The 18,766-nt window shown below is 34.6% G+C and carries 18 protein-coding genes; 8 read left to right on the forward strand and 10 right to left on the reverse strand.

The annotated features are described in order from the left end of the window. Nucleotides 1-2: 2 nt before the first annotated feature. Nucleotides 3-2,330 carry a molybdopterin-dependent oxidoreductase gene (locus tag GQR94_RS18195; protein ID WP_158977914.1) on the reverse strand — a complete coding sequence of 776 codons (2,328 nt, stop codon included), beginning with the start codon at nucleotides 2,328-2,330 and terminating at the stop codon, nucleotides 3-5. Between the two features lie 11 nt (nucleotides 2,331-2,341). Continuing rightward, the gene (locus tag GQR94_RS18200; RefSeq protein ID WP_158977916.1) at nucleotides 2,342-2,575 is read right to left on the reverse strand and encodes a hypothetical protein; all 234 of its coding nucleotides are present in this window, start codon (nucleotides 2,573-2,575) and stop codon (nucleotides 2,342-2,344) included. Between the two features lie 177 nt (nucleotides 2,576-2,752). Between GQR94_RS18200 and glp the strand changes: the two genes are divergently transcribed. Genes glp through GQR94_RS18215 form a run of 3 tightly spaced genes read left to right on the forward strand, consistent with a single transcriptional unit; the run spans nucleotide 2,753 to nucleotide 4,748 of the window. Then, complete coding sequence (glp, locus tag GQR94_RS18205) at nucleotides 2,753-3,952, forward strand: gephyrin-like molybdotransferase Glp (RefSeq protein WP_158977918.1); 1,200 nt, start codon at nucleotides 2,753-2,755, stop codon at nucleotides 3,950-3,952. A gap of 10 nt (nucleotides 3,953-3,962) precedes the next feature. Continuing rightward, nucleotides 3,963-4,304: a winged helix-turn-helix domain-containing protein gene (locus GQR94_RS18210; protein ID WP_158977920.1), complete on the forward strand. Its 342-nt coding sequence runs from the start codon at nucleotides 3,963-3,965 to the stop codon at nucleotides 4,302-4,304. Nucleotides 4,305-4,307: 3 nt separating this feature from the next. Further along, nucleotides 4,308-4,748 carry a molybdenum cofactor biosynthesis protein MoaE gene (locus tag GQR94_RS18215; protein WP_158977922.1) on the forward strand — a complete coding sequence of 147 codons (441 nt, stop codon included), beginning with the start codon at nucleotides 4,308-4,310 and terminating at the stop codon, nucleotides 4,746-4,748. Between the two features lie 96 nt (nucleotides 4,749-4,844). Here GQR94_RS18215 and GQR94_RS18220 read toward each other — a convergent pair whose 3' ends face one another. The 7 genes from GQR94_RS18220 to GQR94_RS18250 form a co-directional block, all read right to left on the reverse strand. After that, complete coding sequence (locus GQR94_RS18220; RefSeq protein ID WP_158977924.1) at nucleotides 4,845-6,134, reverse strand: alginate export family protein; 1,290 nt, start codon at nucleotides 6,132-6,134, stop codon at nucleotides 4,845-4,847. 138 nt (nucleotides 6,135-6,272) lie between these two features. Beyond that, complete coding sequence (locus GQR94_RS18225; RefSeq protein WP_158977926.1) at nucleotides 6,273-6,722, reverse strand: hypothetical protein; 450 nt, start codon at nucleotides 6,720-6,722, stop codon at nucleotides 6,273-6,275. A 373-nt stretch (nucleotides 6,723-7,095) separates the two neighbouring features. Then, nucleotides 7,096-8,400 (reverse strand): YHYH protein, encoded by a 1,305-nt coding sequence (locus tag GQR94_RS18230; RefSeq protein ID WP_158977928.1) that lies wholly within the window; start codon nucleotides 8,398-8,400, stop codon nucleotides 7,096-7,098. Between the two features lie 7 nt (nucleotides 8,401-8,407). Then, nucleotides 8,408-9,028, reverse strand: coding sequence for a YbhB/YbcL family Raf kinase inhibitor-like protein (locus GQR94_RS18235; protein ID WP_158977930.1), 621 nt, complete (start codon nucleotides 9,026-9,028; stop codon nucleotides 8,408-8,410). Between the two features lies 1 nt (nucleotide 9,029). Then, a complete protein-coding gene (locus GQR94_RS18240; protein WP_158977932.1) occupies nucleotides 9,030-10,046 on the reverse strand; it encodes a hypothetical protein in 1,017 nt (338 codons plus the stop codon). 148 nt (nucleotides 10,047-10,194) lie between these two features. Next, complete coding sequence (locus GQR94_RS18245) at nucleotides 10,195-10,896, reverse strand: thioredoxin family protein (protein WP_233268423.1); 702 nt, start codon at nucleotides 10,894-10,896, stop codon at nucleotides 10,195-10,197. A gap of 1 nt (nucleotide 10,897) precedes the next feature. Beyond that, nucleotides 10,898-11,425 carry a TlpA disulfide reductase family protein gene (locus tag GQR94_RS18250; RefSeq protein ID WP_233268425.1) on the reverse strand — a complete coding sequence of 176 codons (528 nt, stop codon included), beginning with the start codon at nucleotides 11,423-11,425 and terminating at the stop codon, nucleotides 10,898-10,900. A gap of 554 nt (nucleotides 11,426-11,979) precedes the next feature. Here GQR94_RS18250 and GQR94_RS18255 point away from each other — a divergent pair. The 3 genes from GQR94_RS18255 (at nucleotide 11,980) to GQR94_RS18265 (ending at nucleotide 17,029) form a co-directional block, all read left to right on the forward strand. Beyond that, the gene (locus GQR94_RS18255) at nucleotides 11,980-12,774 is read left to right on the forward strand and encodes an alpha/beta fold hydrolase (protein WP_158977934.1); all 795 of its coding nucleotides are present in this window, start codon (nucleotides 11,980-11,982) and stop codon (nucleotides 12,772-12,774) included. Nucleotides 12,775-12,792: 18 nt separating this feature from the next. After that, complete coding sequence (locus GQR94_RS18260) at nucleotides 12,793-13,974, forward strand: ATP-binding protein (RefSeq protein WP_158977936.1); 1,182 nt, start codon at nucleotides 12,793-12,795, stop codon at nucleotides 13,972-13,974. Between the two features lie 559 nt (nucleotides 13,975-14,533). After that, nucleotides 14,534-17,029, forward strand: a complete 2,496-nt coding sequence (locus GQR94_RS18265; protein WP_158977938.1) for an ATP-binding protein — start codon at nucleotides 14,534-14,536, stop codon at nucleotides 17,027-17,029. A 131-nt stretch (nucleotides 17,030-17,160) separates the two neighbouring features. Here GQR94_RS18265 and GQR94_RS18270 read toward each other — a convergent pair whose 3' ends face one another. Next, nucleotides 17,161-17,655, reverse strand: a complete 495-nt coding sequence (locus GQR94_RS18270; protein WP_233268427.1) for a DUF421 domain-containing protein — start codon at nucleotides 17,653-17,655, stop codon at nucleotides 17,161-17,163. Between the two features lie 396 nt (nucleotides 17,656-18,051). On the opposite strand from GQR94_RS18270, the gene GQR94_RS18275 reads away from it, so the two are divergent. Both GQR94_RS18275 and GQR94_RS18280 read left to right on the forward strand, forming a co-directional pair. Further along, nucleotides 18,052-18,450, forward strand: a complete 399-nt coding sequence (locus GQR94_RS18275) for a hypothetical protein (RefSeq protein ID WP_158977942.1) — start codon at nucleotides 18,052-18,054, stop codon at nucleotides 18,448-18,450. Between the two features lie 20 nt (nucleotides 18,451-18,470). Continuing rightward, nucleotides 18,471-18,737 (forward strand): SemiSWEET family sugar transporter, encoded by a 267-nt coding sequence (locus tag GQR94_RS18280; protein WP_158977944.1) that lies wholly within the window; start codon nucleotides 18,471-18,473, stop codon nucleotides 18,735-18,737. Nucleotides 18,738-18,766 lie beyond the last annotated feature (29 nt).

An 18,766-nucleotide genomic window follows, 5' to 3' on the forward strand; every position in this document is an offset into this window, starting at 1 on the left:
AGTTATACTCTTTCAACTTTAACCGCACATTTTTTATAATCTGGTTCTTTAGAAATAGGGCAGAAGGAGTCCAAGGTGACATCATTGATGAGCATACTTTCATCAAAGAAAGGTACAAATACTTGTCCTTTGGTTGGTAATCCTCTTTCGTTGATGGACGCCGGTAATGTACAAGAACCACGACGCGAGGTGACTTTAATCTTTTCTCCATTTCTAATTCCTAGAGACTTTGCATCATCTGGATGAAACTCTACATAAGCATTTGGCATTGCTTGATGTAATACTGGAATTCTACGTGTCATAGATCCTGTATGCCAATGTTCTACAACGCGACCAGTGTTTAGCCAGAACGGATATTCTTGGTCTGGTTTTTCTGGAGCCTCTTCAAAAGGACGCTGCCAGATCACCGCTTTTCCATCTGGTTTTCCATAAAAATGAAAGTCTTCACCATTGGAACAAGCAGGGTCATATTTAGCATTGTAGCGCCATTGTGTGGACTTCCCATCTACATACGGCCAGATTACTCCAGACTCTTTTTGAAGAACTTCTAGAGGCGCCATTCCATGTTTTGAACCCTCGTGAAATTGTCGGTATTCGTTATATATTTCTTCTACGTGATTTTCTTTGCTATACGGGAACAGGTCTGCAAACCCCATTCGTTTTGCTACTTCAATAAACATCCAAGTATCTGCGGTTGTATCTCCAGGACCTTCAATCATTTTTTGCCAATACTGTGTTCTACGTTCAGAATTACCGTACAGTCCACCTTTTTCAATATGCCATGAAGCAGGAAGAATTACATCAGCTACATCAGAAGTAGGAGTAGGAAAAACGTCTGAAACCACAACAAAGCATGATTTTTTTTGCATTGCAGGACGGTACCGGCTGGTTTTAGGGAGCGAGACTAACGGATTCGTCGCCTGTATCCATATAAAATTAATATCGCCGCGATCTACAGCTCTAAACATTTCGGTAGCATGATAGGTAGGTTTAGATGGAATACGTTCTACAGGAACTTTCCATATTTTAGCAGCCATTTCTCTATCTTTCTTATTGGTTACTACGCCGTGTGGAAGTTTATGCGTAAAAGTTCCTACCTCACGAGCGGTACCACAAGCAGAAGGCTGACCTGTTAATGAGAAAGGGCCGTTTCCTGGCTGCGAAATTTTACCAGTAAGTAAATGAATATTGTAAACAAGGTTATTAATCCATGTTCCTCGGGTATGTTGGTTCATTCCCATACACCAATAAGAAACCACTTTTTTATTCGGATCTCCATAAATAGAAGCCAAATACTTAATATCTTTTACAGATACTTTAGAATATTTAGAAACCTTCTCTGGACTATACTCTTTTAGAAATTCTTTGTATGCTTCAAAGTCTATTTTTTCGGGCTTATCGGTAAACGTAAAATTGTCTTCTAAGCCATATCCAATATTTGTAAGACCTTTACTAAAGCTACAATGTTTCTCTACAAAAGATTTGTTCACCCAGCCATTTTTTATAATCTCGTAACAAATGGCATTCGCTACAGCTAAATCTGTTTGAGGTTCAAATAAAATAGATCTGTCAGAAGCGGTACTAGAACGTGTTGTCCGTGTGGCAAAATCAATAATTTTGGCACCACGAGTGGCTTTTTGTTCTAACATTCTTGAGAATAATACAGGATGCATTTCTGCCATATTGTTTCCCCAAGTAATAAAATAATCTGCGTGATCTATATCTTCGTAGCAGCCCATAGGTTCATCTGCTCCAAAAGAGGTTAAGAACCCTGTAACGGCACTGGCCATACATAATCTAGCATTACAATCTAGATTGTTAGTTCCAATAGCTCCTTTCATTAATTTAGAGGCAATATATCCTTCTGGTATGGTAGACTGGCCCGATGTATACATGGCAACAGCATCCTTACCATGAGTTGCAATAGTTTCTTTCATTTTGGAAGCGACAAGATCTAACGCTTCACTTATAGGTGTTTGAACATATTTTCCATTTTTCTTTACCAAAGCATGTGTAAGTCGGTCTTTAGATTGAATACACATAATCTGATGATATCCTTTTACACACAATAAACCTTTATTTACAGAAGAATTGGGATCACCCTTAACAGCTACCGCTTTTCCGTTTTCAGTTCCAACAAGAATGCCACAACCTACACCGCAAAATCTACAAGGTCCTTTTTTCCAATCTAGGTTGGCGCCTTCAGGAATTCCTTTTTCTTGTTCACTCGCAAATATAATTCCAGGGAACATAGATGCTGCTGCGGTGATTGCAGACAACATTGCCATTTTTTTTATAAAACTCCTTCTATTTGTTACAGAATCGTACATAGCTATATTAATTATTGAGGGGTGTTAAAACCAGAAACTAAAGCCAATAATTTTAGGCTGTTTAGGGCTTCTATTTTTTCTTTTAAAATTTCATCTTCTTGTTCGTCTTGTGTATCAGTAACCAAGGCTAAAATATCTTGGTTCTCAGCAGGAAGTACTTCGCACTGATCAAAACCTTGCAATGCGGTCAATAATTCTTCTTTTTTACCGGTCATTGGGTGAGCTAAATAACTTTTAATAGGCATACAAAATATTTTATTTTCAGTAAGAAAGGAGATAGGTTTTTAACATATCTCTAACAATTTAGCAAAAATCCATAAACTATTGCAATAAAAAGATGATAATTATCATAGCTTTTTTTAAAATAGGAGCGCTATATTTGAACGGAAATAACGCATTCGTAGTTTTATAAAATAATTTCAATGGAGAGTGATTCTACTTTAATCAGCATACAAACAGCGCAAGGTCTAGTGCTAAAATACAGTACCGTTTCTTCAGCGATTCTCGATATGAATCTCAATGATGCGTTGGATTTTGTTCTTGCTAAAGATGTTATTTCAGAAGTTGATATGCCACCTTTTCGCCAATCAGCCATGGATGGATATGCTTTAAATATGCATAGCGCAATACGCTATGCTGTACGTGGAGAGGTAAAAGCAGGCGATAATGCGAACCCAATATTAAAACCTGGGCAAGCTGTACGGATATTTACAGGTGCAGCGGTACCTGACACAGCAAATGCTGTAATCATGCAAGAGAAAGTGACCGTTCATGGGAATGAAATAAGTATTCAAATGCCTTTGGTTACCGAAATGAACATAAGACCACAAGGATCTCAAATTAAAAGAGGGGGATTAGCTTTAGCAAAGGGCACGAAGCTTAAAGGCGTGCATATTGGTTTTTTAGCCAGTATAGGCATTACAAAAGTGACGGTGTATGCTAAACCTTCAATTGCAATTGTCGTTACGGGAAATGAGCTTAAAGCTCCGGGTATTCCTTTGGAGCATGGCGAAATTTATGAGTCTAACGGCACCATGCTTTCTGCAGTATTACGCGAGTTAGGATATTTAAAAACTTCTATAATTACAGTGCCAGATGCGTATGATCAAACAAAAAACACTTTAAGAAAAGCTATTGAAGCACATGATGTCGTAGTGGTTACAGGTGGTGTCTCTGTGGGAGACTATGATTTTGTCGGAAAAGCATTGAAGGATATTGGAGTAGAAGAAATTTTTTATAAAGTAAAACAAAAACCAGGAAAGCCTTTATTTTTTGGAAAGAAGGGAACGGTATCTATATTTGGACTTCCCGGGAACCCTGCCGCTGCTTTAAGTTGTTTTTATATTTATGTATACCCTTTATTAAAGAAATATGAAGGCGGTACCGATACTCAGTTGTTAAGTTTTTTAATGCCAATAGCATCAGATTATGAGGTGAAAGGAGATCGGGCTCAATTTTTAAAGGCACAAATTATAGCAGATAGCGTTCATGTTTTAGGAGGTCAAAGTTCTGCAATGCTACAAGCATTTGATACCGCAAATGCTTTGGTTTTTATCCCTGAAAACACAAATAGTATAAAAAAAGGTACTCCCGTTAAAACAATTCTTTTACCTACGAAATAAAGCCATGTCTATGAATGATAAAAAAATTAGGAGTAGAATTTGGATTGAAGTGGGCGATAATGTGCTTATTGGAGAAGGAAGAGTAAAGCTGCTTAAAGCTATTCAGCAAGAAGGTTCCTTAGCGAAAGCAGCAAAATCTATAGGGATGTCGTACAAGAAAGCTTGGACGCTTGTAGATGCTGTTAACAAGTCTGCCAAAGAAGCCGTTGTTACCAAAACCGTAGGCGGTACAAAAGGTGGCGGTACCGTTCTTACCCCTTACGGACAAAAGCTTGTGCAAGCTTTTGAAAAAATAAATAAAAACTGTTGGGAATTTTTAGACCAACAAATGAAAGAATTAAATCAATTATAAAGTATGTCAGCAATCTATAAAAACGTTTTTAGTCAAGGCCCTATTTCATCAGAATTTATAGCTAAGTCTATTGCCAAACATCAATCTAAAACTGGAATAGGAGCTCATAACATATTCCTAGGACAGGTTAGGGCAGATACCATAGATGGGAAAGTAGTTGCAGCCATAGATTATTCTGCTTATGAAGATATGGCAAATAAGAAATTCCACGAAGTCCGGGAAGCTACTTTTGAAAAATTTGAATTAAGCTGTATGCATATCTATCATAGTCTTGGTGCTGTAAAAACGGGGGAAATATGCCTATTTGTATTTGTTTCTTCGCCAAGGCGGAAAGTGGTCTTTGAAGCTTTGGAGTATGTTGTGGAAAAAATTAAAGCCGAGGTACCCGTTTTTGGTAAGGAAATTTTTGAAGATGATTCCTACCAATGGAAAGTAAATAGTTAGTGGCTAAGAGCAACAATACGATGGTATATGTGAATAAAAAAAGGGTGCGACTTTAAATATCAACACCCTTTAGAATAAATTACTGTTTGCTATTTCTTACTCGTTTTTAGTCAAATTTGTTTTAAACAGCGTAGGGTTAATAGTAAGTTGTACCCAACCCCAATTATTTGTATTATCATTAGGGCGTCCACCTTTTACAATACTCATACTTTCTGAAGCAAACATTTGCGAGTAGCCTATGTTTAACTTAACAAAAGGCATCAATTTTTGTGTGTACACCACATCTATTTCCGTACCCAAATATTTAGCTGCATCATCAATTAAATCTGCATTTGCAGTAAAATAATGTCCCTTTATAAGCAAGTTAGATTTTTCTCCTGTGGTAATTACAGCTTTTGCATATACATCATTAAGCCCTACGTTATTGGCATGATTCCCCACATAGAAATAATCCATAAATCCATTAAACTTGTGATTTGTACCGTATAAAGGGAAAAAGGATTTATTTTTAGATGCACCCTCTTGATCCGTACCGCTAAGTAATTCAATACCTAAACCATAATTTACTTTATTAGTAGCATAAGTACCTTCTAGTGAAACTTGGTAAGCTGCTAAATCTGTTGAAGCATTTGCTTTTCCAAACTGATAATATGCGCTACCAGCGATATTTACTTTTTCTATGGGAAATTTAAAATAAGAACCTAGGGTTTGTCTATAGGAAACTCCATCTGCAACATCATTCGCTTCCCCTGTGAAATCTTGAAAACCTGCATTTAAAAATAATAAACTCACTGCACTGTTCTCCCATGACTTTTTAAGATAAGCATATTGCATGGTTTTATAGGTGAAGAATCCTTGAATGGTATAGGCATTGCCTTCGTTAGCTTCTTGTTCTTGACTAAATGCTCCTCCTAAATCAAGCATAAAATTATCCTTTTTGTACTTAAGAATTGCGGCATCATGAAAACGTCCTTGCATGGCCCAATCTACGCCTCCAAAAATACGTTGGTCGTCATATGAAATAACTTGTCTTCCTAGTTTTGTAGACCAATTTTGATTGATTTGTAGCTGCGCCCAAGCTTGGAATAATGAAAAAGAATCATTACCGTCTACATCAAGTAATTGTCGGGTATCGCCCCAAGTACTCACATCTTGTAAGGCTATGAATACTTGTAATTTATCGGCCTCGTAACCAATATTTAATCGTGTTCGTTGCTTTACAAAAGCAGCAGGGTCCGCATCATCAGAAAAGAGGGTGCTATACCCGTGGCGGTATTCAAAACGAGACCGTACATCTGCAGCTACATCAAGTGTTTGTGCAGTTAAATGAAGTGTTGTTAAAACAAAAAAGAATAGGAATATGTATGCGGTTTTTTGGTTGCCCATAATATAGAATTTAAATATTGAGGCACAAAGATTGTGTATTTAGTTGCAAACAAAGATGACTTTTATCATCTAAATAAAAATATTAAGTCTTATTGTAAAGTGCTTTTTAAGTACAATGAAGCGGCAGAAGGAAAGTGTTTAAGCACCAGGGTTCCAGCCAAGGGCAATGGCAACTTGTTTATCTTCTTTTATAATAGAACGGATCATATAAGGTCTGTCCATGTCTACATTTCCAATACTTTTCTCAATAGTTTCTCCGTCTATCAGAACATTTCCTGTAAAGTTAGTTAAGGGCTGATGACCAAGACCATATCTATTATCTTCTACTAATAATAACATAAGCATTTTTTCTGGATCGGCACTAGAGCAATAAATGCCAAGATCATCCCAGAGGTACACGTTGTTTTTGGTCTGCTTTATGGGTTCAATACGGCTGGCTTCTCCTAATATTTTTTTTAGAGTTGTATAGTTGGTCGGGAAAGTAATGTGAACCTCGTTTATCTTAATTTGATCTGGTGTACATACAATAGTAACACTACCATGGTCACGCTTTCTTTTACTGATATCTCTAAAATCAAATAATCCCATAGGTTGCAAGGTATTATTTTTTTAAGAATAGTAAGGGGTCAGAATCATTTCTTCTAGGATTAAAGCTAATTTGTGACCTATTTTGAAAGAGATGCTGCTTTTAATTCACATCCTTTTCAGAGTTTATTTTCTGGTATGTTTTGACGGAGTTTATTTTTTAGCGTTTCTTTTGCATTATAAATACACCTAATGCTCTATTTTATTATGAAGCAACCACATTATCATAAGGATACTATTTTGTAATTATGAATTTTTATTTGATGCAATACTTAGAATTATTAACCATCTTTTTTAAGGGATGAATATTACGGTTTTTATATTAGGTTTTATGTTCGTTCTAAAAAAGGTTTGATTAAATATGTGATGCAAAAAATCACTTTCTTTCATACCTTGATTTTGTTGATGTACCGTCGGGATTTACAAACTCATAATCGTAATAGCCGTTAGCATCCCAGCCATAATTTATAATATGGGTTAGCGTATCTATTTTATAGGTTAAACGGTATTTATTGGGTGCGGTATTTTTAAAACCGATAATTTCTGCCCCACGTAGGGGCCTTAAATCTGGTCGAACACCTTTTGTTTTGGCTTGTGGCATTATTTCGTTTTCCGGTGCTTGTGTACGTGGGTTTAGAGTCACCTTACCTTTCATAGCCGCTATTAAATAGGGATATTCTTGTACAGCATGGTATTGATAGGTGCTATCTGAAGTAAAACGACCTAAATTTTCATCCAATTGTTGCTTGGTTTCACCGTAAACAGGGAAGCCATCTAAGGCATATGCAATAGGTTGAGTGGCACCAACTTTAGATTGCAAGTGTATGGGAGGTAAATGATAATGATAATCATCAGCCCTTCCACAATGTCCACCCCATTTATCTAATTCTCCAATAACATTTGCGTCTTCTCCACGGTTGTTTAAAGGATTAAAAATTGGAATACCATTTGCAGCTATAGCAATGGCACCTTTCATGAAATTATCTTTTGTAGATAGCGGATTTTCGGCCAATTCTGGTTGTAAAGGAATAGCCCAAGCATTAGCTCCTGTATAGTCATGATTAATAGGAACTTGTTGCTGCCAACTGGTAATGCCCGTCATCATTTCATGCTCAGGTATGCCATCTGATTCTATATAAAAATACTCAGCATCATGTCTCGTATTTACTTTATCAAAAACTCCAAAAATAGACTCTAAAAATGAAACATTATTTGCAGCCATTTTAAAACTATTTGTAGCTGTTTTGGTTTTGCAACCAATAGTTATTAATAGTAGTGCTAGTAAACTATACGCCCAGAAGAAACCCTTAGCTTTTTTCTTAAAACGATAAGCTGAAAATAACAATACTAGTATCCCTAAAAAAATAAATAAAGCAGTAGTATTTAATCTAAAAAATGATTGTTTTTCTTGAACAGAATTCTTTTGATTAATCCACTTGGATTTGTCTAGGATATAGTGCTGCTCTTCGGCTTTGAAATCTGTGATGTCATACACCAATATTTCATGGTTTTCGTTAGTTAAATAGACTATTTCACCTACTTTTTTTATAAAATCGGCAGTAATAGTCGTATTTCCATTTGCTAATTCCCAAACCTTAGTTGGCGCACCATGCCCACCCTCATGGGCGAAACCTTGAAGACCTACGAGTTGTAGCAGTAGTAAGAAAATAAGTTTTTTCATTGTTATATTATTCATGAGAATCTACAAATGTTAAGCTTGTTCTATCGAGGACAGTAACTTCAGAAATAGCTTCCATAAATGTAGTGTAGTCTACACTTATGGCGTTCGCTTTAGGAAGCGATTTGGGTACGTCTTTTAATGCAAATAGTGCAATGGTATAGCTATGTTCCCCTGGCCCTTTAGAACATGGCGAAGTATAAGAAACAGCGGTACCATCTTTATTAGCGCCCATATACCAATTTGGATTATTGGCCATTTTATATGGAATATTAGTAACAGAAGGATCTATGCCCCATAGCAGCAAATAGGAATTTACTTCTGTTTTGTTATCTTTTTTAGGATAATGATACATGATAATGGCTAGAGAATTTGTGCCTTCAGGAACATTAGACCAAGATAATGGGATGGAGTTTTCTATATCATTTATTTTTTCTTCACATTTATAGCCCTCCAACAACCTACCATTTTCGACAGCTTGGCTATATACTTTAAAATCAGGGTGTATGGTTTCAAAATCATCATAGTTTTCAAAAGTGGAAACCTTAGCAGGATTCTTACAAGAATTCAATAAAATTACAACAGTGGTAATCAATAGAAGAACACTCCTTTTAGCGCTTGTTTTTTTCATATTAATCAATAGTATAGCGCACTAAGACTTCATTGTCTAATACCACATTGGTAGACCAAATAAATTGTGCATCATCATTGGCATCATCAAAAATAGCTGTAAAATTAGTGTATGCAGGTTTATTATCTACGCCAATGGTATTATTAGTATAGGTAGATGCATTGGGCCAACTAGCATCATCAAAATCAGCTTTCATCCAATCATTTGGTAACTCCCAATGTAACGCATAAAATTCTGATCCATCTTGGCCACCACTTGTATCACAATTCTCAGAATACCTGTAGGCGCCATCTTCAGATACACAGCTTAAATCTACAATAGGTGCTGTATAATACGTCTGTGCTTTCCAATTTTCGTTGGTTGTAGCGATAATGTTATTTTCTGAATCTTTAATGACAGCAACCATTCCTCCATCTCCAGCATGAAAATCTTTCCCTCTATTCGCTTCACAACCTACACCAAGATGTTCTTCCCAATCTACCAACTTCATGGCTATTGTAAATGGTTTCTGAGCTCTAAAAGTAACTACGCTAGAATTAAATTCTGTAAAAGGAACCTTATCTTTTCCTACAGGCACACCATTCACATACATTTCAAAATAATTATCAGCAAAAATATAGGCAGTATAGAGTGCACCGTCCTTGTCAATTTCAATGATGTTAGCATCGCTAGTATTAGACAGGGCTTCTTGTGCAGTAGAATATTCTTTTCCCTCGCATGAATTAAATAAATCAGGTGCAAACGGAAAATTTGCATCAGTATAATTTGTTGCAGAAGGTACTACCCATTTTTTCCCGTCTGTAGAAGTAATTTCACCGATATCTGTTTTTCTACCTCGCTTACAACTGTATAAATCTTCATGGGTTGTTTTGGCGATTCCTTGGGTAATACTCGCTGTTCCTGTATATTCAATAGCTTTTGAATTTACGGTATTTTCGGCGGATTTTGATTTCGTTTTACTGTCTGCACAACTCATGATTAATGCAATACTCATCAATAAAGGAAATGTATGTTTCATTGTTTATTTTTTTTATTACTCATAATAGCTACCTAGCGTACTAAGCATTTGTTATATTTCGCTCAGCCTTAAATCAAAACCTTGATTTATAGTAGCTATAATTCAACGTTTAAGATAAGCAATTAATCACTAAGATGGTAGGTCTATACTATTTACTAGTCTTTACAGGACAACCAATAGATTTAGTGAAATTTGGATTAGGTTTTTCTCCATGTTCTAATGCGTGAATAGCATTTTCAACATAGGTTACTTTAACATCCTTAGCACTTCTAGCATTATCATCAATAGTACCAATATATTGTACTTTTAGTTCTGCATCCAATAAAAACACATGAGGTGTTCTTAAGGCTCCATATTGTGGAACTATTTTTTGATCCGTATCTGCTAAATAGACAAATGGGAAGTTTTTTTCTTTAGCTCTTTTTTGCATGGCTTCAAAGCTTTCTCGTTCATTAGTGGCGCTAACATTAGGGTTAATGGCTACTACAGCATATCCTTTAGGAGCATATTTTTTATGTAATGAAATTAAACGGTCTTCATACATTTTGGCAAACGGACATTCGTTACAGGTAAAAACAACAATATATCCTTTTGCATTTTTAATATCAGAAAGAGAAAATAGGGTGCCATCAACATTCTTAAGTTCAAAATCAGTGGCTTTGTCACCAATTTTGTATCCTTTCATTTCACTCAATGTCTCCGCTTGTTCGGGGCTGTGTCCGCCACCCGGAGGTCCTTTGCGTTCCCCATTTTCTGGAGGACCTTTCCTATCTTGTGCATTTAGACCAACACTTATCATTAGGCTAACTATTAGAAGTGCGGCCATTAAAAATAGATTACTTTTTTTCATGTTATTTGTTTTTTAGGGTGTTATTAACTTCGTTTTCTAGGTCTTGAATATTGTTGAAAGGGCGTTCATGATAGGAACGGTTTTTAGCATTGAAAATAATGGTAAAGGGTATAGCGCCAGACCATTTTGGATACACTTTATCTATCCATGAATTAGCATCTGGATCATCTAATAGAATAACCTTAGAGGTAATTCCTCTTTTTTTCAAAAAAGGCTTTAGTTTGGTCGCTATATCTTCTGGAAAATCAAGACTAACCAACAGCACTTCAACATTTGGATTGTTTTTTTCATATTCTTCAAATACGGGTAGCTCTTTAATACAAGGAGCGCACCACATTGCCCAAAAATTGACAATATAGGTTTTGTCAGATTTGGTATGTAATAAGGGTTCTAAGGAATTAAAGTTAAGGATGGCAATAGTTTTGCTACGCTCTGAAGTTTTCTTTTTCGCAGCAGTTTTGTTAGCAGTTGACTGCGCATTAGAAAATAAAGCTAGCATTAAACAGCCAATCAAAATTCGTAGTTTCATAATTCCTCTTTTGAAATTTAAAGATGCACTTGTATATCGTACTAAAGAAAGCAAATAGATGTTTAGATGCATTACCTATATAAAAAAGGGGATTTTATCGACGAGATTTTTTTATTTTTTAAACTCATTATTTTTTAATGTAATTACGCCTTTTTTTTTCTGTTTTTTTAATGTTCTAATAGTTTAAAAAGTGGCTCTAAAAAGGGCGTAAGTTGCCTCTTGCTTTTGGGGAAAACCTAAAACATAAAAAAGATGAATAAAATATTTAGTAGAAATTTATTTTTCATGTAGTTGTTGTTACCAAACTCAGGTGGGTTAAAGGTGGCTGATAATGCCAAACATTTACTGCACTCTAGATGTGGAATAATTTAACGAGGAATTACTTTTACATTTTGAAATTATGAATATTTCAACTTGCCTTTACTTCTAATTACCGTAATGTCAACCTTACTTTTAGTAAGATGAAGTGCTTGAACTACGAAAGGATTACCCTACCAAGATCCGTTTTGCAATTAGTCATGTTTTATTATCTTTGAAACTTTTAAGTTTCATCCATGGATATAGTCAAAAGAAACAACGTTAAAGTCCTCGGGAACGGCTCTAAGGTTATCATGTTTGCACATGGTTTTGGCTGTGATCAAAATATGTGGCATTTTATAACCCCTTCTTTTACGGACAACTATAAAATAATTCTATTTGATTATGTAGGCTCTGGAAATTCAGATTTAAGTGCGTATAACATTCAAAAATATGATTCTTTATATGGTTATGCGCAGGATGTAATAGATATTTGTCATGAGTTAAACCTTCATAATGTTGTGTTTGTTGGGCATTCTGTTAGTTCAATCATTGGTACATTAGCCTCTTTGCAATCTCCAGATATCTTTGAACGATTAATCTTTGTGTCACCATCGCCACGGTATATTAATGATATGAATTATAACGGTGGTTTTTCAAAAGAAGATTTAGAGGGACTGCTAGAAGTCATGTCTAATAATTATACAGGTTGGGCCAACCTGTTGGCACCTATGGTAATGCAAAATCCAGAAAGACCTAGTTTAACCAAAGAACTTGAAAATAGTTTTTGTACTTCAGATCCATTCATTACAAGACAGTTCGCTAAGGTTACTTTTTTCTCGGACAATCGTGAGGATTTAAAAAAAATAAAGATACCTACGTTAATTCTTCAATGTACGGATGATGCTATTGCTCCTAGCAATGTGGGTGCATATATACACCAACAAATTACAGGGAGTAGGTTAGTAAAAATGAAAGCTAAAGGTCATTGTCCACATATGAGTCATCCGGAAGAAACAATTGGTTGCATTAAAGAATTTTTAGAACAGTAACTACTAAAAGCTTAATGTATGAGTATTAATGTGGAAAATCATAAAGAGTTTTATCATACTTCCCCTGGATTTAATTTCACGTTATCAGAATCTGGTGATGTGCTGTTTATCAATCAAAAATTCAGAGAATGCCTAGACTATGATCTAGCGGAGCCTTTAAAAATAAACGATATACTTACCCCAGGAAGTGTCATTTTTTTTCAAGTTCATCTTCAACCAATGATAGATTTGCAACATAAGGCAGATGAAGTTTTCTTGTCCTTTAAAACTAAAACAGGGAATACGGTACCGGTACTTTTAAATGCTATTCGGCTATTAGAAGGAGAAACCTCTATGATTCATTTTACAGGTATTAATATTTCCCAACGCAACAACTATGAAAAAGAAATACTTCATGCTCGAGATGTTGCAGAAAAAGCACTTTTAGAAAACTCAGAGCATATTCGTTTAAAAAAAGAACTAGAGTACAGTCAGCATCTAATAGAAGAACAGCTGCAGAAAATTGCTAACTATTCAGAGCAGCATAAACAAATAGATAAAGTACTTTCTCATGATCTTCAAGAACCTATTAGAAAAATAAGTGTTTTTGCAAGCCTTATAGAAAATATAGATCCTGAAATAGATAAAAATATTTCAAAAATTCTCACATCATCAGAACGTATACGTAAACTTTTGAACCGTATGCAGCGCTTGCACGCTATTGAAAATGCAAGTCTAAACCTTAGCAATGTTAATCTAAAAGACATTATTGAAAAAGTAAAAAAGAAGCTTGAAATTAATGATAGCTTACTGCAAATTACACATATAGATTCTCTTATATTTCCTGCAGATCATAACCAATTGGTTAATTTGTTTTCAGAACTGTTAGATAACTCCCTAAAGTATAAAAGAAAAGAAACCCCTTTAGTTATAAAGGTTACTACGGATCATTTTATGCAAAATACATTTATTGAGACAGAGGATAAATTTCAATATGGAAAATATGTACGTGTTATATACTCCGATAATGGTTCTGGTTTTGAAAATACATATGCGGAAACTGTTTTTGAGTTGTTTTCAAAATTACATTTGGATAAGGGCTTAGGGTTTGGCCTTACACTTGTAAAAAGGATTATGAGCTTACACAGAGGCACAGTTACACTAAAATCTATAGAAAATGAAGGAACAACATTAACAATGCTTTTTCCTTTAGAAGCATAATAGCATAAACTTAGTATTACCCAAATTAGATATAATCATACGCATTCTTCCCTATAAAATTGATTTTATAAATTAGCTCTTTTTTATTTTTTAAGTCAAATAATTACATGGATTGAAGTAAAAAATAAAAGGATTGCTAAGTATCTTTGCTTGTTGTGTTTTGTTACGCTTTTAAAAGGTTACATGATAAGGTTTAGGTTGCTGTTTTTTAGTTGTTTAAACGTAGTTTTTGTAAGCGAATTCTAAAGAATTTCAGGTGGTTATTGATTTTAATAAAGTGAATTTCGAGGTAAAATTATAAAAGTGTTTTTGTATTTTTTTTAGAAAAATATTCGATTTTATTTTTAGATTTGAATAGGTCATTCATGAATGAAACGTTTATAGGTACCTATGGGTTTTGGTTCCTTTAAAAATTATTCTATTGGCCCTTTTTCCATATAGAAGAAGTGTCCTAAAGTGACTTATTTATAGAAAGCATGTTTAAATTAATGAGAACACCATACAACGCATTATAAATATAATTTTTAAAATACCCTAACAGTTTTGTAGCCCCTTACGTATGAATGACAAAATACACCACGAAAAAATAGCTTTCTTAGATGAAGGAGGTCAAATGGGAAAAATCATGCGTGATTATCCTTGGAGTGATACCGTTTTAGGGGCTGCTCATACCTGGCCTCAAAGTTTAAAAAGCACTTTGTCATTGCTCTTAAATTCGCAATATCCCATGCTATTATATTGGGGACCAAACTTTTATTGTTTTTATAATGATGCCTTTAAAATTAGCTTGGGTAGTAAAGGAAAACATCCTCGAATCTTGGGTATGAATGGGCAGGAGGCTTGGAGTGAAATGTGGAATACTTTGGGACCTTTATTAAAAGGTGTTTTAGCTGATGGAAAGCCAACTTGGCGTGAAAATATGTTTTTACCTATTGATAGAAACGGAACACTAGAAGATGCTTATTGGACCTTTGGGTATAGTGCTATTAAAAATGAAGCTAATATAATCTCAGGAGTGCTAACCATATGTACGGAAACTACAGATAATGTTCAAGCTCTTAAGAAGTTAGAAAAAAGCGAAGATGATCTTAAATTTGCTATCGATGCTACAGATTTAGGGACATGGGATTATAATCCTCTAACCGATAAATTGAAAACTAATGAACGAATAAAAGCTTGGTTTGGCTTAGATACTAAAGAAGAAATTGAGCTTTACCAAGCTACAAATGCTATCCTAGAAGAAGACCGTCAAAGAGTTAATGATGCTATTCTCGAAGTTTTTGACTTTAATTCAGGAGGTAAATATGATATAAGTTATTCTATTAGGAACAAACAAAATGGACAAGAAAGATATGTTAGAGCGCTAGGGAGAGCATGGTTTAATGAAGACAAAGTGGCGTACCGCTTTAATGGTACTTTACAAGATATTACAGATCAACAAAAAAGCTTAGAGCAATTAAGAATTAATGAAAGTCGTTTTAGGCGTCTCGTAAAAGAAATTCCTGTAGGGATCTGTATTTTAAGTGTAGATAATTACATCATAAATGTGGTGAACGACATGGCTTTACTAATCTGGCAAAAAAGCTTAGCCGAATCTCATAACAAGCCGTTGTTTAGTGTGTTAACTGAAATTAAGGAAGGTATAATTCCGATTTTTGAAGAACTTATAGCAACAAAAAAACCTCAGTATGGTAACGAATATCCGTTTATTCTGGAGCGTAATGGCGCGAAAGAAACTGGATATTTCAATTTTATTTTTGAACCTATACTAAATAAAGGAGAAGTTACGGAAATTATGTTGGTAGCTTTTGAAGTTACCGTTGCGGTGAAAGCTAGATTTGAGTTGGAAGAATCGGAACGACAGTTTAAAAATTTTGTGATGCAATCTCCTATACCCATGGGTATCCTCAGGGGAGCTGATATGAAAATTGAAATGGCAAATGATAGTTTACTTCAACTAATATGGCGCAAGCAAAGGCATGAGGTAGAAGGAAAAGGGATGCTAGATGTGTTTCCTAATCTTATAGCATCTAAATATCCAGAGATTATTCATGGTGTTATGAACACTGGAAATACTACGTCTGAAAAAGAATCTTTTGTGTCTTTTGAAGATGATAATGGGTATTGGGAGTTTTATGTAGATTATGACTACATACCTCTTCGCGATTTAAATGGAATTGTAACGGGTATGATGTTTACATGTACCGATGTTACGGATCGTGTAGAAGCACGTAAAAAGTCGGATCTTTTTTCTAAAAATCTAGAGAAACAAGTTATTCTAAGAACAAACCAATTGAAAGAAGCCAATGATAAACTACAACTTACTATTCGAAGTTTAGAAAATAGAAATAAAGAATTAGAAGCTTTTGCCTACGTTTCTAGTCACGATTTACAAGAACCATTGCGAAAAATCCAAATGTTTGCAGATAGGGTAGCGAGCAGGGAATTGGATAATTTATCAGATAGAGGTATACAAGATTTTAACAAGATAATTAGTTCGGCAGAGCGGATGCGGACCTTAATTGAAGATTTATTAGCCTTTTCGCGTACCTCTAATAATGAAGCTAAATTTGAAAAAGTAGATTTAAAGTTGGTATTAATGGAAGTGATTGATACTCTTTCTGATAAAATTAAAGCAACAAAAACAAGATTAGAGTATGATGCTTTAGCAACGGCTTACGTGATTCCTTTTCAAATTCGACAAATTTTTCAAAACATATTAGAGAATGCTATGAAATTTGCCAAGGATGATACTACACCAATTATTAAAATTAAAACGTTAGTGGTTTCAGGAGAGCACCTTGAACATCTTAATCTTTTACCAGAAAGCACCTATTCTGAAATTACATTTACAGATAATGGAATAGGATTTGCTCCTCAATATGGCGAACAAATTTTCGAACTTTTTCAACGCTTGCACGGAAAATTAGAATATAAAGGCACTGGTATTGGTTTGGCTATAGTAAAAAAGATTGCAGAAAATCATCACGGTGCTATAATTGCCATAGGAAAAGAGGGGGTAGGTGCCGAATTTAAGCTTTATCTACCCTTATGATTCCAAAGTAATCGGCAATGGGAACAGCCTAAAAAATGGTCGTTTCGCTAATTGAAATTTAAGTTTAAAAGGAAGATAATTGTAAGTCTTTAAGTTTCAATCTATTTAGATTATTCTAATGAAAATAGGTTTTACTTTCCAACGTCTTCCATTAGCCAAGGGTCTATCTCGTCATCGTTGTTTTTATGAAGTACTACGATATCTCCGGTAGTTTCAAAAATTACAGCTTTAACTTCGGAAAGTTTAACCACATTTGCTTCTCGTAATTTTGATCGTAAGTCTCCCTCAGTAACCCGTACTTTCTTAAGATTATCTTTAAGAATTGTGCTGCCTTCCATAATTAATGTAGGCTGATTGTCTATTGCTTTTCTAAAGGGTGCGTACCTACGCAAATATGCAGCAGCCAATTGAAGTCCGTAAACCATTATCAAACCTAGTGCGCCCTCCGTTAAGCTCACCGAATTGGTTAACACAGTTGTGGCTACCATAGAACCTACAGATACGGTCATCGCAAAATCAAAACTAGACATTTTAGAAAAGCTTCTTTTTCCGAATAATCTGGTGTATACAATGATAGCCAAGTAAATACCTATAGCAGAACAAACAATGAGAAATAACGATTGCATATCAATTTTTAAAAGCTTGTCGAGTAAAGGTGCATTAGAAATTTTTAAAGAAGTATAATGAAGCATAGTGTGCATTTGTTATTAATAGTTAAACTTAATTTTTTCTAAAAGATGTACTATAAAATTATTATATATAACCTATTCTCATTAACTGTAATCCACAAATTGAGTGTTTTATTACTATTGCAGACAATGGCTGATAATTCTTAAACACTGAACATTGCGCTAGTTCTAATTACAAGGTGTTTTTTTGAAGTAACAGGGTTCATTATTTAATGGAATGGGTTCATCATCTTTTTTAATTTCAACTAAATTTATTTAATTCTAAGGCGATGAGTTACTCAGACAAAAGTAGAATGCCTAGGATAATTATAGTAATAATTAAAAAGAAAAAAAATGAATCAAGATATAAACAACACTTTAAATGAGATTACAGAAATCCATTTATCTTTAAAAGAAGTCTACCAACAACTCTCGGAAGAAAGTTCAGGAGACCAACAGCTGAAGTACAAGGAAAAAGAGGAGCATTTTGAGACCTTATCAAAAGAAATGATTAAGCTAATTTACAATTTGGGAGGTAAGTATTTGGAGTGTAAAAACCCTACAGAACAAGAATTGCAAGATTTAATTGCAATGATTGCGAATAAAAAAGATACGTTAGTTCTTGAAAAGGTGGAAGAGAAGACCGCTGAATTTAAAAAGATGGCCAGAGAGAAATATGAAACCGTTCTTCAAGAACAGGAGTTCTCTCAGGATGAAGAAGAATTGCTTAAAAATCATATCAGCAAATTATAAACCTTTTTTACAAATACAATATGGAACTTGAGGGAGTAATAGGTACACTGGCAGGAATATGTACTACAGGTGCTGCCTTGCCTCAAATTGTAAAGGCTTGGAGTACAAAACAAGTAAATGATGTTTCTCCTTATATGTTTCTTGTTCTTATTGTAGGGGTTTCACTTTGGACAGTTTATGGAATTCTTCTTAAAGATGTGCCTATAATTATCACTAATGGCATTTCTACTTGTTTAAATGGTATTATGCTTGTTTTAATCGTTAAGTATAGGAGTAAATCTACTTAAAATGTCATACCCAATTGAAAAAGAGTAGG

The organism is Cellulophaga sp. L1A9 (genome assembly GCF_009797025.1).
Classification (GTDB): Bacteria; Bacteroidota; Bacteroidia; order Flavobacteriales; family Flavobacteriaceae; genus Cellulophaga.

Bases quoted from the DNA above. Each gene is read 5' to 3' on its own strand.
- GQR94_RS18195 (WP_158977914.1), bottom strand. From the start codon at position 2,330: ATGTACGATTCTGTAACAAATAGAAGGAGTTTTATAAAAAAAATGGCA.
- GQR94_RS18255 (WP_158977934.1), top strand. From the start codon at position 11,980: ATGGATATAGTCAAAAGAAACAACGTTAAAGTCCTCGGGAACGGCTCT.
- GQR94_RS18280 (WP_158977944.1), top strand. From the start codon at position 18,471: ATGGAACTTGAGGGAGTAATAGGTACACTGGCAGGAATATGTACTACA.
- GQR94_RS18200 (WP_158977916.1), bottom strand. From the start codon at position 2,575: ATGCCTATTAAAAGTTATTTAGCTCACCCAATGACCGGTAAAAAAGAA.
- GQR94_RS18250 (WP_233268425.1), bottom strand. From the start codon at position 11,425: ATGAAACTACGAATTTTGATTGGCTGTTTAATGCTAGCTTTATTTTCT.
- glp (WP_158977918.1), top strand. From the start codon at position 2,753: ATGGAGAGTGATTCTACTTTAATCAGCATACAAACAGCGCAAGGTCTA.
- GQR94_RS18260 (WP_158977936.1), top strand. From the start codon at position 12,793: ATGAGTATTAATGTGGAAAATCATAAAGAGTTTTATCATACTTCCCCT.
- GQR94_RS18275 (WP_158977942.1), top strand. From the start codon at position 18,052: ATGAATCAAGATATAAACAACACTTTAAATGAGATTACAGAAATCCAT.
- GQR94_RS18245 (WP_233268423.1), bottom strand. From the start codon at position 10,896: ATGAAAAAAAGTAATCTATTTTTAATGGCCGCACTTCTAATAGTTAGC.
- GQR94_RS18240 (WP_158977932.1), bottom strand. From the start codon at position 10,046: ATGAAACATACATTTCCTTTATTGATGAGTATTGCATTAATCATGAGT.
- GQR94_RS18265 (WP_158977938.1), top strand. From the start codon at position 14,534: ATGAATGACAAAATACACCACGAAAAAATAGCTTTCTTAGATGAAGGA.
- GQR94_RS18270 (WP_233268427.1), bottom strand. From the start codon at position 17,655: ATGCAATCGTTATTTCTCATTGTTTGTTCTGCTATAGGTATTTACTTG.
- GQR94_RS18210 (WP_158977920.1), top strand. From the start codon at position 3,963: ATGAATGATAAAAAAATTAGGAGTAGAATTTGGATTGAAGTGGGCGAT.
- GQR94_RS18235 (WP_158977930.1), bottom strand. From the start codon at position 9,028: ATGAAAAAAACAAGCGCTAAAAGGAGTGTTCTTCTATTGATTACCACT.
- GQR94_RS18220 (WP_158977924.1), bottom strand. From the start codon at position 6,134: ATGGGCAACCAAAAAACCGCATACATATTCCTATTCTTTTTTGTTTTA.
- GQR94_RS18215 (WP_158977922.1), top strand. From the start codon at position 4,308: ATGTCAGCAATCTATAAAAACGTTTTTAGTCAAGGCCCTATTTCATCA.
- GQR94_RS18230 (WP_158977928.1), bottom strand. From the start codon at position 8,400: ATGAAAAAACTTATTTTCTTACTACTGCTACAACTCGTAGGTCTTCAA.
- GQR94_RS18225 (WP_158977926.1), bottom strand. From the start codon at position 6,722: ATGGGATTATTTGATTTTAGAGATATCAGTAAAAGAAAGCGTGACCAT.